The following is a 13,836-nucleotide window of genomic DNA, read 5'->3' on the forward strand; positions in this document are numbered from 1 at the left end:
CATAAATTCATGGGAGCAAGGCGGCGATCTCGTTGGCGCACGCCCGTACTTCGAGCGCGGCGAGCTTCGCGCCGCGGTCGTTCATCTGAAGCACCGTTTGCCCTAACGCCATTGCCTGCTTGTAGGCTTCGCGCGTGGGAATCTGGGTCTTGAGGAGAGGGAAGCCGAGTTCTTCGAGCGCGCGCTTCAGTTCGCGCGTCAGCATCCGTTTCTCTTCAGTCTTGTTGAGCAGGAACACGGCTCGCAGGTCTTCGTTCATGACCTGCGCTTGCTGGACCAGCTTGACGAGGCCGATGCTCGACCAGTAATCGGCAGGGGACGAGGAAGTTGGGATTACCGCGACGCTCGCCGCGAGCAGAACGACGCCCGAGACTTTTTCGGTGATGGAGGGCGGGCAGTCGACGACGATGATGTCGTAGTCAGCCACGAACTTCTTGATCTCGCGATGGATCTGGCTGCCTGCTTCGGACAGGTTGACGACGGCGAATGGAATACCGATGTCGCCGTCGGAGGCAGCACTGGCCCAGTGAATCAGAGTGTTTTGGCCATCCGCGTCGACGACGAGAACGCGTTTGCCTTTCTCGTGAAATGCAGCGCCGAGATGCATCGCGATGGTGCTCTTCCCGACCCCGCCTTTCTGCTGTGTTACCGCGATGATTTCTGCCGCCAAATTTCACCTCCTCTTTTTAGACGCAAATGGATTTTACCTGGTTGAAGTGCTATTTCAAATGATTTGCGTAAGCGCAGTTCGGAAATTGGCCATTCGGCAAAGGGTTTATGCGCATAAAGAGGCATCGGACGTGTGCCGGGGGTCTTGCGGGATATCAGAGCAAGCGTGGACTGGGGCTTAAGCGTTGCTGATCGCTGTCCGGCGGCGGCAAAGGGAAAGTAACGAGTGCTCGCGCACTGCGTGCACAGTCGTCGGTGACTGTTCGCGATTCTCGGGCTGATGTGCAGAGAAAAGGAGCGCATGCATCTGAGCGACCAAAGGGGTGAGAGGTGCCAGACTTTATGCGCATAAAGTTCGCGTGCCAATTGGCCCGGAGGGACCGTTCGTCATGAATTCGTCCGATGCCGATTCTCCCCAGACATGGCGGCAAGTAACGTGCATCCGGCGCCTCATCAGCGGGGGATATAGGTTGTCGTTTGAATCGCGCCCGCGCGAGCAAATCTCAGGTGCGACTAGAACTCAGGGTGCCAGCATTAAACGGTTCCCACTCGCCTCGAAGGCAGCGTCGGTTTATGCGCATAAACCGACCCGCTCGCCGATGGTTCAAACAACGCGGATGCCGCGCAGTCATCCCGCGCCACGTCATCAAGTCACCCGCTAAAATTCCCGAACCCTTCTAACCGTCACAGCCTTCAACGGCGTAAGCCCCGAATCCAGCCATGATCACCATCTACCACAACCCGCGCTGCTCCAAATCTCGCACCACCTGCGAACTCGTCGCGAACACCTACAACTCCGCAAACGAAGCGACGGAAATCGTCGAATATCTGAAGAAGCCACTCACCGTCGCAGAGCTTGAGAAGCTCAATGCTCAACTCGGCTGTCCCGTCCGCGAAATGATCCGCGACACCGAGGTCGAATATAAAGAGCTCAATCTTGCCGACACGTCGCTGACGAACGCCCAGCTCTATGACGCATTGGCGAAGCATCCGATTCTGTTGCAACGACCGATCGTCGTCAGAAACGGACGGGCTGTCATCGGCCGCCCGCCGGAAAATGTCGCCGCGCTTTTCGCCTGATCGCGCGACCGTCGAAGTAAAACGATGTGGGCAATGCGGACTCGAACTGCTGCGCTAGGCTTTGCCGGACAGCGCGGCATCCTTGGTCACGATCTTCGTCGGAATCAGATGCAGTTCGGTGAACGTATCCGCGATGCGCTGTTGTTCCGCAAGCACGTTCGCGTCGACGGGCTTGTAGATATGCGCGTAATGCCGCAAGCCTGATTCGATCACGCTCGCGTCGAGCCCTTGAATCGGCGCGAGTCTGGCGGCGGCCTCGCTGTAATGGCCGCGTACCCACTCCCCTTCCTTGCCGACTTCATCGATCACGATCGCAAGGACGTCGCCGTTCTGTTGCGCGAAGGGCCGCGCGCTCAGAAAGAACTGGTGGTGACTCACGATACCCTCGGCATCGGCGAGCTGCCGCGCGTTCGTTTGCCGCCTGGCGGCTTCGAGGAACGGATCCCAGATCGCCCACGCATCGACCGCACCGCGCTCGAAGGCCGCGCGTGCATCGGCGGGCGGCAGATACACGGGTTGGATCTCGCTGAACTTCACGCCGTTCTTCTGCAACGCGGCGACGAGAAACCAGTGCACATCCGAGCCCTTGTTCAGCGCAATCTTCTTTCCCTTCAAATCGGCCAAGGTTTTGATTGGCGCGTCCGGATGCACGAGGATGCCTTCGGCGTGCGGCGTCGGAATTTCATACGCCGTGTAGACGAAATTGGCACCCGCGGCCTGCGCGAACACGGGCGGCGCTTCGCCCACATAGCCGAAATCGATCGCGCCGACGTTCAGCCCTTCCAGCAATTGCGGCCCAGCCGGAAACTCGGTCCATTTGACCGTGATGCCAAGTGGCGCAAGCCGCTTTTCGAGCGTGCCGTGCGCCTTCAGCAATACCAGGGTGCTTGCGGCTTTCTGATATCCGATGCGAAGTTCTTTTGCATGTTCATCGGCGGCAAATGCGGCGGCGGAGAAGACCGGCAACGCGGCGGCGGCCAGCGTCGCGCCTACGCCGGCCAGAAACGTACGGCGCGTCAGCAGCGGATCACGGGACATGAGAATACTCGTCGAAAAAGAATTTAACGGACGCCAAAAGATGGTCCGATTGGCTCCGACGATAATTCGTCTGCGAGCCTGGACGAACCGATAAATTCGCATAAGCAAATCATGCGGCAGTCGCGAAGCATTGCCCAAAGCCCAACCTATCCCCTCCCGCTACAATCGACCGGCAAAACAAGCGCCCGCGACCATCAGCTCGCGGCTGCATCGATCGACTGCAAACGAAGAGAGGAAAAAAAGCTGCCGTGCCTGTAACGACAACACTGACACCGTGGGCCGCCCACGACACCCAACTGATCCTGTCGTGCGCGCTTGGACTAGCACTGATCATCATCTTCATCGGCGTGCTCAAGCTCGCGCCGTTCCTGTCGATCCTGGTCGGCACCTTCGCGGCGGGCTTCACGGCCGGCCTGCCGCTCGAAGCAGTCGCGAGCGCGTTCAGCAAAGGCGCCGGCGCGTTGCTCGGCGACGTCGGCATCATCATTGCGCTGGGCGCGATGCTCGGTGCGTTGATGGCCGAATCGGGCGCCGCCGACCGGCTCGTGTCGACGATCCTCGCGCACTCGACCCCGCGCACGCTGCCGTGGATGATGGCCGTCGTCGCGCTGCTCATCGGCCTGCCGCTGTTCTTCGAAGTCGGCCTCGTGATGATGGTGCCGATCATCTTCGTCATGGCGCGTCGCGCGCAGCAGCCGATTCTGCGCATCGCGATTCCCGCGCTCGCCGGTATGACGACGCTGCATGCGCTGCTGCCGCCGCATCCGGGTCCGCTGATCGCGGTGAGCGCGTTGCACGCCGATCTCGGTTTGACATTGGGCCTCGGCCTGATCGTGGCGCTTCCCGCGGTGGTCCTCGCCGGTCCGCTGTATGGCATCTGGCTGTCGAAACGCATGCACGTCGTCGAGCCTGAAGAAATGGGCAAGCTGTTCACCGCCGAGCAGAACGGCTTCGAGCCGCCGGGCTTCGCAATCTCTCTGATCACGATCCTGCTGCCCGTCATTCTGATGCTCGGCCGCACGGTCGCGAAGCTGCTGCTCGAGCCCGAAACGTTGCTCTTCGAGACACTGAATTTTCTTGGCGAGCCGCTGATCGCGCTGGGCCTCACCGTGCTGTTCGCGGTGGTCGCGCTCGGCTGGTCGCGCGGCATGGCGCGCGAGCGCGTCGGGGGCATTCTGCGCAAAAGCCTGCCGCCGATCGCCGCGCTGTTGCTGACGATCGGCGCGGGCGGCGGCCTGAAGCAGGCGCTCGTCGCAGCGGGCATCAGCGCGACGATCGGCAAGATCGCGGTCGGGGCGCATATGCCGCTGATCTTGCTCGCCTGGTTGATCGCCGTCGCGCTGCGTCAGGCCACCGGCTCGGCGACGGTCGCCACGACGACGACGGCCGGCATCGTCGCGCCGGTCGTCGCGGGCCTCGGCGCGACGCACAATTCGCTGATGGCGCTCGCGATCGGCGCCGGCTCGGTGTTCTTCTGCCATGTGAACGACGCCGGCTTCTGGATGGTCCGCGAATATTTCGGACTCCAGCTTAAACAGACTGTGCTGGTGTGGTCGGTCTTGCAGACGATCGTATCGGTCGTCGGTCTCGCGTTGACGCTCGTGCTGTGGAGCGCGTTGACGTGAGCACGGCGCGCGCGACAGCCTCACCCATTTGGGCAGCGTATTGACGCGCGCACAGCGGAACACGCGCGCAGAACCTCACGCGACGCCAGGCAGCGAGCCGCGCCTCGCGTCATCAACAACAGGGCCACCGTCATGCTCGAATTGCGAATGCACGCTCTGCGAGGTCTGCGCGTTGACGAGGCTGTGCAACGTGTGTCCGAATTGCGGCGGCAATTTCGCGCATCGGCCGATTCGCACCCGCGCGCAACTCGCCAAACATCCGGCGAGTGCCGATGCGCGTCCTGTCGGCATCGATGAAGCATCGCATGCCCGCTTTTTCGAACGCTATCGCGACGTGCCGATCGGCGAGCGCTGAACTGCGGTGTGGCAAAGCGGCAAATCACTCGTCGCCGCTCACCGCTCCGTCCACGTTCGCCGCTCCGCTCGCCACATGCGCGGCGACCCGCAGCAGGCGGATCTGTTTGCGATAGTTCCGGCACCCGCTGCAGGTCGGCAGATGCAGGCGGATCGCGAGCCATTCGCCAGTCGACAGGGAGCGGTCGAGCGCATCGGATAGCAGCCGCGTGATGTCCTTACATTTCCCCATTCGCATCCTCGCTGGATAGGCCTTTTTCGCTCAGGCACGTGCGCAGCCGCAGCCGCGCGCGATAGATCAGCACGCTGCAATGATTCGCGGTGATCTGCAGTTCCGCGCAGATCGCCGCGATGTCGAGGTCGAGAAACTCCCGCATCATGAACACGCGTCCAATGTGCTCGGGCAAATGCTCGAGGCACATCTCGAACAGCGTCCAGAATTGCTGCTGGCGCAATGCAGTTTCGGGTGTCGGCCACGGACGCGGTTTGGTCTCGCGCGACCAGTGGCCGTTGTCCTTGAAGAGCTCGCGATCAAGCAGCGCCTCGCCGTCGAGTTCGGCTTCGAGCGCCGACAGATTGACCGTGCGCTGGCGCGCGCGCAGCGTGTCGACGAGCTTATGGCGCAGGATGCCGAACACCCAGGTCTTGTGCTCCGACTGCGCGGCAAAACGCGTGGCCTGAGTCCACGCGGCGGTCAGCGCTTCCTGCACGGCGTCCTCGGCGGCCGCGGCGTCGCGCAATTGCAGACGGGCGAAGCGCACGAGGTCACGCCGCAATTGCGCGAGATAGATGGGATCGTCCAGCGAGGGAGCGCCTGGCTGCGTCACGGCATGCTCCGTCGCTGCGCTGTCGGCCGCGCGCTGCGCTGCGCGTGTCGTCCTGAAACGTCGTGATTCATGAGCGGATGGTCGTCCTCGCACGGTTTGCGGATTCGTGCGCCATTCTCCCTCACGTTCCTGCCCTAGCGAATCGGTATTGAACATATGCCCCTTGGCCATCGATGCCCGAGGAGCTTCGTCGCGCGGCGCGGCCGCTTATGACACCGGAAATTAATTGTTGCAAGAAATGATATTTCGAGTCTGCGCGCGACAGGGCTGTTGGATCGCCATACGGGCCGATCAACGCGTCGCAGTCGACCACCAATCCAACGCAATCGCACAATAGTGATTATTTCAATTTATAAAATAATGTCTTCTCATCTTCGCTGTTTGTGGACGCGGGCCCGCTCGCTATTCTTCACGCCATCGATCGCATCAGATCGCGCAACCCACACACAAACGAGGACGCACACCATGAAACGCATTTTCTCCGCCCTGATCGCTTCGGCCGCGCTGTTCGCAGCGGCTTCGGGTGTCGCTCACGCCGACGCTCCGGCTTCGACCTGCAACGGCCCGGCGTCGTACTGCAACGTATTTTTTGGCAACTGATCGACACGTCGAAATACGCAGCAAGGAAGCATGAGAAAAGGGCGCCGGCAACGGCGCCCTTTCATATTCCAGTATTCAGCATTCGGCCTGCATGGGGATACGGCGGCGTCAAGCGGCCCCTTCTAGCCACGGCCGACGGACAACCCGCGAGTCCTAGCGGCTCGGCGCCTTCCCTCCGCCATCGAGTCCGGCGCCCGTGCGCCACACCTGTTTGCCTTGTTCCGACAACTCGCCGCAGCTATGCGTGGCATCGGCTTCGACGCCGTCGACGGCCATCTCGCCGCCCGCCGGCTCCTGCGCGCGCTGCCGCGCTTTCTTGCGCGCGGCGACCGCTTCGTCGTGGGATTTTCCTGCGTAGTCGAGACTCATGATCCGGTCCTCCAGAATGTCGATGGTGTCCCATTTGCCTCAGATCGCCCTGGCCCGAAGGCATGCTTGATTGGCAAGGCAAAAGTTCCACTTATCCACAAGGTTATTCAGCGAATCTGTGGATAACTTTTCGAGCCGCGAGGTTATCCACCGTCAGGTGCCGCAAGAATCCTTCCCGATCCGCTATGAGCTGGCCACATCCGCCAGGGCCTGGGCGTTTCGCGCGGCTTTTGCCTATGATGGACAGTTCGTACTCTCTGCGCGTCGAGCGCCTTACCTGAGGAAGCGAACATGGCCTATCACATTGCAGTGGTCGTCGGCAGCCTGCGGCGGGATTCGTTCAATCGTCAGCTGGCTCAGGCGGTGATTTCCCTCGCTCCAGCCGATTTCACCTTCGAATACATCGATATCGGCTCCTTGCCGCTGTACTCCCAGGACTACGACGCCGACTATCCCGAAGCCGGCAAGAAGCTCAAGGAGCGCGTGCAAGCCGCGGACGGTCTGCTGTTCGTGACGCCCGAATACAACCGCTCGATACCGGGCGTGCTGAAAAACGCGCTCGACTGGGGCTCGCGGCCGTGGGGCACCAACTCGTGGGCCAACAAGCCCGCCGCGGTGATCGGCACCTCGGTCGGTGCGACCGGTAGCGCGCTCGCTCAGCAGCATCTGCGCAACGTGCTCGCCTATCTCGACGTCGCGGCGATGGGGCAGCCCGAGGTGTTCATCAAGCACGATCCAGCGGTGATCAACGAAAAGGGCGAGATCGTCAACGACGGCACGCGCAAGTTCCTGCAGACGTTCATGGACCGCTACGTTACGTGGATCAAGCGGCACGGGGCGGTGTAGCCGAGCCTCAGCGCCGCTGACCGCGTCCCGACCATCCGCCGAAGCAACGCGAACACAGCGCGCGCCGCATAAGGCGGCCGCGCTCGTGCCGCTCGGCGCATCGCCTACACGTGGTGATGGCCGGTCGCCCGCTCCCAGCCGTGACGCACCGCGAGCTTGAAGCGCTCCCACGTGCTGTCCGGCGACGTGGTTTCCCAATGGCGGCGTGCCTGGGGCTCGATCTCATCCCACGGACGATTGCGGAATCGCGCGTCGCGAGCGATCTCCGCGCCGTAGCGATAGGCCGGCACATAGTCTTCGTAGCGCGCGTTCGCGGCGGCGTACTGCTCGTCGTAGTGAGCGCGGAAATCTTCTTCGTACTCCAGATATTCGTTCGGCATCTGCGCGCCGGGACCGGTGCCCGGCTGCCCGCCTTCTGGGACGATGTCGGACGGCTGCATCACCGCGCCCGAACCCGGTACCGAGCCGGCGGCGATCGCGCGGCGTCCCGCATCGCCGGCGAGCGGATCGACGATGGGTTCGTTGACCGGATCGCTCATCGGCCGTTCGCTGATCGGCGGCGGCGCGAACGGCTTGGCGGCGGCGCCGATGTCCGCCGGTGGCATGGCGGTCAGCGGATCAGGGCGCGGGGTGCCGGGAGGGGGCATGGTGTCGGGTGCGGTCGTACCGGTCGCCGAAGTGGCGCCCGTCGCGCCGGCGATTCCGGTCGATTCGGTCATGGCCGCCGCACCCGCTGCGCCGCTGCTCGAACTCACGCCCGCCGCACCCGGTGTCGCAGTGGTGTCGCGCATCCCGGGCGTCGCAACCGCCTCGGTCGTTACGCTCGACGTGCGCGGCGTTCCCGGCATCACCGCGCCGATGCCCAGCTCATCGAGTATCGAGTGGTCGCGGTCGGTGGCGGCCGGCGTGTCCGCCTCGGGCGGGCGGTCGCCGATATCCGTCGCGCCGAGCCGCACGAGCGTATTGCGCGCCAGCTCCGCATGCGACTCGCTTGCCGCGTGGACGCACACGAGCACCGCGCCGCGCCGCATCGCCTCGGCATAACGCGCGGTGTCCGATGGGCGCGGCCCGGTCGAGAACAGGCTGGCGAGAAAGCGCTCGATATTCGCGAGCACGCCCGCGTTGGCGACTTCGCTGGTGGCCGAGCCAACCGAAGGTTCGGCGTTCGCCTGCAACTCGATCTTCTCGCGCGCAAAGCCGGTTTGCACGAGCGTGTCGCGGGCGGTTTCGGCCTGCATGTAAGTGTCGAATAAACCAATCACGGTATGTTGCATGGTTGTCTCCCGACATGTTCTGCTGGAAAGGGCGACGCTCGCGGCGTCGTCCCCTTGCCGTGTGCAGGCAAGCAACCTTCATGCCCCGCACCGCCGCGCGGCGCCGCCGCGTCCCATGCCCAGCCGCGCTGCCCGGCGTGCTACGCATGACGCGGGCTCACGATGAAAAAAGCGCGGCGTGTCAGCGCCGCGCTTTTTACAAGGCCCGGTAAATGACGCCGGCACGGCGCGGACATCAGGTATCGGCCGGATGCGTGGCGGCATCGTTGCTCGTTTGCACGGCGCCGTGCTGGATCGTTTCGAGCAGTTGCTCCAGCAGTCCGATATCGAACGGCTTGGACAGCACGCGCACGTTCGCGTGCCGCGCGCGGTCGAGCTCTTCCGCGTAGCCGGTGACGAGGATGACCGGCAGCTGTGGGTCGAACCTGAGCACCGCTTCGGCCAGATCGATGCCGTTCATCTTGCCGGGCATGTGGATGTCCGACAGCACCAGATCGAACGGCAGCGGCTCGCCGGTGCTCGCGCGCTTCGCGCGGGCGTCGTCGAGTACACGCAGGCCCGTGTCGGCGTTGAACACGCAGGTGACCTGATGACCCATCATCTGCAGCAGCGCCTCGGTGCCGGCCGCGACTTCTTCGTTGTCCTCGACGAGCAGCACGCGCAGGCCCTGTGGCACGCCGCTTTCGGTCGCTAGCGCTTCTGCAGGCCCGGCCGTGTGCGGCTCGGTCGACGCGCGCGGCAGATAGAGCCGCACCGAGGTGCCCGCGCCGATCGCGCTGTCGATTGCCGCGAGCCCGCCCGAGCCCTCGCAGAACGCGAAGACCTGCGGCAACCCGAGTCCCGTGCCCATGCCTTTGGGCTTGGTCGTGAAAAGCGGCTCGAACGCGCGCGCGAGCACGTCGGGCGCCATGCCGGCGCCGGTGTCCTCGAGCGACAGTTGCACGAACTCGCCGGTCAGCGGAAAGCCGTCCTCGTGACGGAACACGACATTGCTCGCGCGCACCGTGAAGCGCCCGCCGTTGGCCATCGCATCGCGCGCATTGACCGCGACGTTGATCAGCGCGAGCTCGAGCTCGGCGACGTCGACGCGCACCGGCCAGGTATCGACGCCGCTATTGATCACGAGCGACACCTTCGCGCCGAGCGACGCGCGCAGCAGTTCGCGGCACGACGGCAGCCAGCGTTCGAGCGACAGCGTCTCGGTGCGCAGCGGCTGCTTGCGCGCGACGCCGAGCAGCTGCCGCGTCAGCGACTGGCCGCTCTTCAGCGCGCGCTCCATCGCCGACAGTTCGCGCTCCAGTTCGCCGACGCCGCGCCGTCGCACGATCTGCACGTTGGCCGACAGGATCATCAGCAGGTTGTTGAAGTCGTGCGCGACGCTGCCGACCAGCCTGCCGAGCGCTTCCATCTTGCGCGACTGGCGGTACGCGGATTCGATCGAGCGGCGCATCGATGCCTCGGCCTGCCAACGCTGCCACGCTTCCTCTTCGGCGCCGAGGCGGCGCAGCGACAGCCAGATCACGCACCACAGCGCGATCGACGGCGTGAACATCGACAGGACCAGCACGCTCAGGTGCTTGTACCAGGCGGCCCAGATCGCCGACGTGCGATAGCCGCACAGCACGTAGACCGGATACGAGCCGACGTGCCGGAAGGCGACGATCAGGTTGCCGCCGGCGAAGCTCGAGCGCATCCGCACGACGCCGGAGCGCTGCCCCTGCCTGACCGCTTCGGCGAACGGCGAATCGGACGCGAGCGCGGTCGGCTCGCGTGGGCCGCGCGGGTAATGCGCGAGCACCGCGCCGTCGGTGCGCACGAGGCTCATGATGATCGGCGTAGAGTCGCTGCTGCCGAGCAACTCGCGATAGAACGCGTCGAAATAGCTGGGCCGCAGCGCGATCGACACGACGCCCGCGAACGAGCCATTGGGCGCCTGGCGCTCGACGCCCATGTTGAACACCTGCTCGCCGCTCACATGTCCCGTCATCACTTTCGACACGCGTTCCAGCACGTTGCCGTCGCGGATGCCGACGAAATCGTCGCGCTGGCCGACCGAATTTTCCGGCGACGGATACAGGCGGCTGCTCACGAGCAGCGCGCCCTGCTGGCCGAAGATCGACACCGAGGCTACCTGCGGATAGCCGCCGCCCATCGTGCGCAACTTGTCGTGAATCGTGTGTTCGCGCGCGCGAATGCCGTCGTCGTCGAGGCCGTCGGTCAGTTCGACGATGCGCGAGTTCAGCGTCTCGTTCATGTCGAACACCTTCAACGCGTGTTCTTCGGCGACCCGCACCGTGCGCAGCGCCAGATCGGTCGCGTCGGCCTCGCGCGAGCGCAGATCGGCGAATGCCATCGCCGCGACGTAGACGAACGGCAGCACGATCGCCGCGACCAGCAGCGCGATCAGCGTGATGCGACGCACCTGGAAATTCTGTTCCGGCACGGTGGGAAACGACGCGTCGTCCTGCTCGCGGGCAGGACGACGCGAAAGACGGCCCGCGCGGGCGGAGTCGACCCGGTCTGATGTCATTGTCGTTGACGCGAAAAGTCGTTCGGATGTGGCAGCCCCGTATCGGGCCGTTGCCGGCACCATGCCGCCTTCAGAACAAGCATAGACGCAGCACGGAATAATTTGCCGCAACGCGTTGGAGATGGGCGTCCGCCGTGCCGGCCGTTCTTTAAGAGCGGCTTTAAAACAGCGACGAATCGGGAAGCGCAAACGTACACAAAAGGATAAAGATAAAAAAATGTCCGCCCCGACGATAGATCTATTTCTGAAATTCGCCTAGCAGAGAAACAGATCGTTACCGTCAGCGATTCTGGCGAGTTGCTTTTGCGCGACTTTACTTCGACAATCCTCGTCACGATAAAAAGGGCCGTTGCCACCTCTGTGCGCCGGATCGTCAAGGTTCGCCAAACGCGTCCTGCCGCATTCGCACCCCCTCTCGCCAAAGGCAATCGCAATTCGACAGGCGCCACTGTACCTGGTCGCGCATTGGTCGGCATCACGCGAAGGTGTGCCACCCTCCGCTGTCGTGACGAACGAAATACGCACACAACCAGGCGCGGAAAGCGCGCAGACGAACCAGCCGATTCCTTTATCCGACCCGCCCAAACCGCCCGACCCGCCGTTGCCATGCTCCCCATTGTGATCGCCGACGATTCGCTGCTCGCCCGCAAGTTGCTCACGAAGGCACTGCCGCCCGACTGGGCAGTCGACGTGTCCTACGCGACGAACGGGCACGAGGCGCTCACGCTGTATCGCGAGGGCAAGGCATCGGTGATGTTCCTCGACCTGACGATGCCGGACATGACCGGCTACCAGGTCCTCGAAGCGTTGCAGCACGAGGACCTCAACACCTTCGTGATCGTCGTTTCCGCCGACGTGCAGCCGCTCGCCCAGCAGCGCGTGCGCGAGCTCGGCGCGATCGCGTTCATCGCCAAGCCGGTGACGCCGGAGGCGGTCCTGCCCATCCTCAAGGAGTACGGCTTGTATGTCTGAGCCCGCCTTCACCGAAGACCAGCGCGACGCGCTACAGGAAATCGCCAATCTCGCGATGGGCCGGGCCGCGACGCGGCTAGCGGGCCTGCTCGATTCGTTCATCGAACTGTCGGTGCCGCGCGTGCGGATGGTCGCGGTGAGCGACGCGGCGCGCACGCTGCGCGAGATGACCCATATTGACGACACGGTCAGCGCGGTGCGTCAGGGCTTTCGCTCGGACATCAAGGGCGAGGTGCTGGTGATCTGTCGCAGCGACAGCATCGCGCAGCTGTGTTCGCTCGTCCGCGACCCGTACGCGCGTTCGAGCTACGAGGAGGTCGGCGAGCGCGAACTGATGCTCGACGTCGCGAACCTGCTGTCCGGCGCGTGCGTGTCGTCGATACTCGACCAGCTCGGCCGCACGCCGGTGTTTTCTGCGCCGGGCATGCTCGGCGACACGCTGACGCTCGACGAAGTGTTCCAGCCCGGCGTGCTGCAATGGCAGGTGGCGCTGCTCGTCGAAGTGAATTTCGCGCTCGAACATCAGAGTTTTCGCGCGCATCTGGTGATGCTGATGGCCGAAGAATCAATCCGTCACATGAACGAAGCGCTCGATGCGCTGCTGTCCAGTATATGAACGTCTCCGTGGAATCGTTGAGCGACCTCGTGGTCGAGCGGGTCGGTTTTGGCATCTTCGTGCTCGACCGTGAACTGAAGGTGCTGATGTGGAATCGCTTCATGCAGGACCATAGCGGCCTGTCGGCGGAGCAGGTGGTCGGCCACTCGATCTACCAGAACTTTCCGGAGCTGCCGCGCGTGTGGCTGTCGCGCAAGATCGAGAGCGTGTTTCAGCTCGGCAGCTTTGCGTTCAGCTCGTGGGAGCAGCGCCCGTATCTGTTCAAGTTCGATCACGACCGGCCGATCACCGGTGGGGTCGACTTCATGCAGCAGGACTGCACGTTCATGCCGCTGATGCGCGGTCGTGAGGTGGTGGCCGTGTGCGTGACGATCTCCGACGTGACGCACGTGAGCATCGTGCAGCGCGAACGCGAGGAGGCAGTTGCGAAGCTGCAGGAGTACGCGAATCGCGACGGACTGACCGGCATCGCGAACCGGCGCTTTTTCGAAACGCGGCTGCGCGACGAGTTCACGCGCTGGCAGCGCTACGGCGGCGAGATGTCGATGTTGCTGTTCGACCTCGATCACTTCAAGAAGATCAACGACCAGTTCGGTCATGGCGTCGGCGATACGGTGCTGCGTGTGATGGCGCAGCGCGTCGCCGGCGTGGTGCGCGCACAGGACACGTTCGGGCGCTTCGGCGGCGAAGAGTTCGCGCTGCTGCTGCCGTGCACGCCGCTCGACGACGCGATGCTGGTGGCCGAGAAGATCCGTCGCGTGATCGAGGAAACGCCGGTGGAGCTGATCGGCACCAGCGTGCCGGTCACGGCGAGCCTCGGCGGCGCGACGGCGCGCGCCGGCGTGCCCGCCTACGACGTGCTGATCAACGAGGCCGACGCGGCGCTCTATAGCGCAAAGCGTCAGGGCCGCAACTGCGCGGTCGCGTTCCGGCTCGCGGGAGCCTGATTCGCTAGCGGGGGCGGCGCAGTCGAGGCCGCCGCGCCCGGCGGCCTTCCTTCCCGTCCCTCTATTGACCGGCGAAACTGCGGTCACCG

At 64.0% G+C, this 13,836-nt stretch carries 15 protein-coding genes; 8 read left to right on the forward strand and 7 right to left on the reverse strand.

Features of this window, described 5'->3' with window-relative positions:
• Window positions 1-7: 7 nt before the first annotated feature.
• The gene (parA, locus tag OKW37_RS23195) at window positions 8-670 is read right to left on the reverse strand and encodes a ParA family partition ATPase (RefSeq protein WP_013092840.1); all 663 of its coding nucleotides are present in this window, start codon (window positions 668-670) and stop codon (window positions 8-10) included.
• Between the two features lie 719 nt (window positions 671-1,389).
• On the opposite strand from parA, the gene arsC reads away from it, so the two are divergent.
• Entirely contained in the window at window positions 1,390-1,749 is a 360-nt protein-coding gene (gene arsC, locus OKW37_RS23200) for an arsenate reductase (glutaredoxin) (protein WP_184057692.1), read from the forward strand.
• 54 nt (window positions 1,750-1,803) lie between these two features.
• On the opposite strand, the gene OKW37_RS23205 is transcribed toward arsC, so the two are convergent.
• A complete protein-coding gene (locus OKW37_RS23205; RefSeq protein WP_429403886.1) occupies window positions 1,804-2,787 on the reverse strand; it encodes a sulfonate ABC transporter substrate-binding protein in 984 nt (327 codons plus the stop codon).
• Between the two features lie 248 nt (window positions 2,788-3,035).
• Between OKW37_RS23205 and OKW37_RS23210 the strand changes: the two genes are divergently transcribed.
• Complete coding sequence (locus tag OKW37_RS23210; protein WP_429403887.1) at window positions 3,036-4,412, forward strand: gluconate:H+ symporter; 1,377 nt, start codon at window positions 3,036-3,038, stop codon at window positions 4,410-4,412.
• 40 nt (window positions 4,413-4,452) lie between these two features.
• Window positions 4,453-4,767: a DUF1272 domain-containing protein gene (locus OKW37_RS23215; RefSeq protein ID WP_429403888.1), complete on the forward strand. Its 315-nt coding sequence runs from the start codon at window positions 4,453-4,455 to the stop codon at window positions 4,765-4,767.
• 24 nt (window positions 4,768-4,791) lie between these two features.
• Here the strand turns inward: OKW37_RS23215 and OKW37_RS23220 are convergent, their stop codons facing one another.
• Complete coding sequence (locus OKW37_RS23220; RefSeq protein WP_429333146.1) at window positions 4,792-5,004, reverse strand: zf-HC2 domain-containing protein; 213 nt, start codon at window positions 5,002-5,004, stop codon at window positions 4,792-4,794.
• Window positions 4,985-5,593: an RNA polymerase factor sigma-70 gene (locus OKW37_RS23225; protein WP_184057700.1), complete on the reverse strand. Its 609-nt coding sequence runs from the start codon at window positions 5,591-5,593 to the stop codon at window positions 4,985-4,987. The genes OKW37_RS23220 and OKW37_RS23225 overlap by 20 nt, the downstream gene beginning before the upstream one ends.
• A 465-nt stretch (window positions 5,594-6,058) precedes the next feature.
• Between OKW37_RS23225 and OKW37_RS23230 the strand changes: the two genes are divergently transcribed.
• Window positions 6,059-6,193 (forward strand): hypothetical protein, encoded by a 135-nt coding sequence (locus OKW37_RS23230; RefSeq protein ID WP_018424013.1) that lies wholly within the window; start codon window positions 6,059-6,061, stop codon window positions 6,191-6,193.
• Window positions 6,194-6,346: 153 nt separating this feature from the next.
• Here the strand turns inward: OKW37_RS23230 and OKW37_RS23235 are convergent, their stop codons facing one another.
• Window positions 6,347-6,562: a hypothetical protein gene (locus OKW37_RS23235; RefSeq protein WP_013092833.1), complete on the reverse strand. Its 216-nt coding sequence runs from the start codon at window positions 6,560-6,562 to the stop codon at window positions 6,347-6,349.
• Window positions 6,563-6,853: 291 nt separating this feature from the next.
• Here OKW37_RS23235 and OKW37_RS23240 point away from each other — a divergent pair, with 291 nt between their 5' ends.
• Window positions 6,854-7,408 (forward strand): NADPH-dependent FMN reductase, encoded by a 555-nt coding sequence (locus tag OKW37_RS23240; RefSeq protein ID WP_090808128.1) that lies wholly within the window; start codon window positions 6,854-6,856, stop codon window positions 7,406-7,408.
• Window positions 7,409-7,512: 104 nt separating this feature from the next.
• Here the strand turns inward: OKW37_RS23240 and OKW37_RS23245 are convergent, their stop codons facing one another.
• Both OKW37_RS23245 and OKW37_RS23250 read right to left on the reverse strand, forming a co-directional pair.
• Window positions 7,513-8,682, reverse strand: coding sequence for a hypothetical protein (locus OKW37_RS23245; RefSeq protein WP_429403889.1), 1,170 nt, complete (start codon window positions 8,680-8,682; stop codon window positions 7,513-7,515).
• A 235-nt stretch (window positions 8,683-8,917) separates the two neighbouring features.
• Window positions 8,918-11,212, reverse strand: a complete 2,295-nt coding sequence (locus tag OKW37_RS23250) for a response regulator (RefSeq protein WP_429403890.1) — start codon at window positions 11,210-11,212, stop codon at window positions 8,918-8,920.
• A gap of 606 nt (window positions 11,213-11,818) precedes the next feature.
• On the opposite strand from OKW37_RS23250, the gene OKW37_RS23255 reads away from it, so the two are divergent.
• The 3 genes from OKW37_RS23255 to OKW37_RS23265 are packed head-to-tail and all read left to right on the forward strand — an operon-like array spanning window position 11,819 to window position 13,747.
• Entirely contained in the window at window positions 11,819-12,184 is a 366-nt protein-coding gene (locus tag OKW37_RS23255) for a response regulator (RefSeq protein ID WP_090808122.1), read from the forward strand.
• Window positions 12,177-12,800, forward strand: a complete 624-nt coding sequence (locus OKW37_RS23260; RefSeq protein ID WP_184031036.1) for a chemotaxis protein CheC — start codon at window positions 12,177-12,179, stop codon at window positions 12,798-12,800. Before OKW37_RS23255 ends, OKW37_RS23260 begins: the two co-directional genes overlap by 8 nt.
• On the forward strand, window positions 12,797-13,747 hold the full coding sequence (locus OKW37_RS23265; protein WP_184057708.1) for a sensor domain-containing diguanylate cyclase: 951 nt from the start codon (window positions 12,797-12,799) through the stop codon (window positions 13,745-13,747). The genes OKW37_RS23260 and OKW37_RS23265 overlap by 4 nt, the downstream gene beginning before the upstream one ends.
• Window positions 13,748-13,836: the final 89 nt, after the last annotated feature.

The sequence above is a fragment of the Paraburkholderia sp. MM5482-R2 genome (assembly GCF_050436125.1).
Taxonomy (GTDB): Bacteria; Pseudomonadota; Gammaproteobacteria; order Burkholderiales; family Burkholderiaceae; genus Paraburkholderia; species Paraburkholderia tuberum.

Coding starts and splice junctions, on each gene's coding strand:
- OKW37_RS23265 (WP_184057708.1), top strand. CDS start 12,797: ATGAACGTCTCCGTGGAATCGTTGAGCGACCTCGTGGTCGAGCGGGTC.
- OKW37_RS23250 (WP_429403890.1), bottom strand. CDS start 11,212: ATGACATCAGACCGGGTCGACTCCGCCCGCGCGGGCCGTCTTTCGCGT.
- OKW37_RS23205 (WP_429403886.1), bottom strand. CDS start 2,787: ATGTCCCGTGATCCGCTGCTGACGCGCCGTACGTTTCTGGCCGGCGTA.
- arsC (WP_184057692.1), top strand. CDS start 1,390: ATGATCACCATCTACCACAACCCGCGCTGCTCCAAATCTCGCACCACC.
- OKW37_RS23260 (WP_184031036.1), top strand. CDS start 12,177: ATGTCTGAGCCCGCCTTCACCGAAGACCAGCGCGACGCGCTACAGGAA.
- OKW37_RS23245 (WP_429403889.1), bottom strand. CDS start 8,682: ATGCAACATACCGTGATTGGTTTATTCGACACTTACATGCAGGCCGAA.
- OKW37_RS23220 (WP_429333146.1), bottom strand. CDS start 5,004: ATGCGAATGGGGAAATGTAAGGACATCACGCGGCTGCTATCCGATGCG.
- OKW37_RS23230 (WP_018424013.1), top strand. CDS start 6,059: ATGAAACGCATTTTCTCCGCCCTGATCGCTTCGGCCGCGCTGTTCGCA.
- OKW37_RS23240 (WP_090808128.1), top strand. CDS start 6,854: ATGGCCTATCACATTGCAGTGGTCGTCGGCAGCCTGCGGCGGGATTCG.
- OKW37_RS23235 (WP_013092833.1), bottom strand. CDS start 6,562: ATGAGTCTCGACTACGCAGGAAAATCCCACGACGAAGCGGTCGCCGCG.
- OKW37_RS23255 (WP_090808122.1), top strand. CDS start 11,819: ATGCTCCCCATTGTGATCGCCGACGATTCGCTGCTCGCCCGCAAGTTG.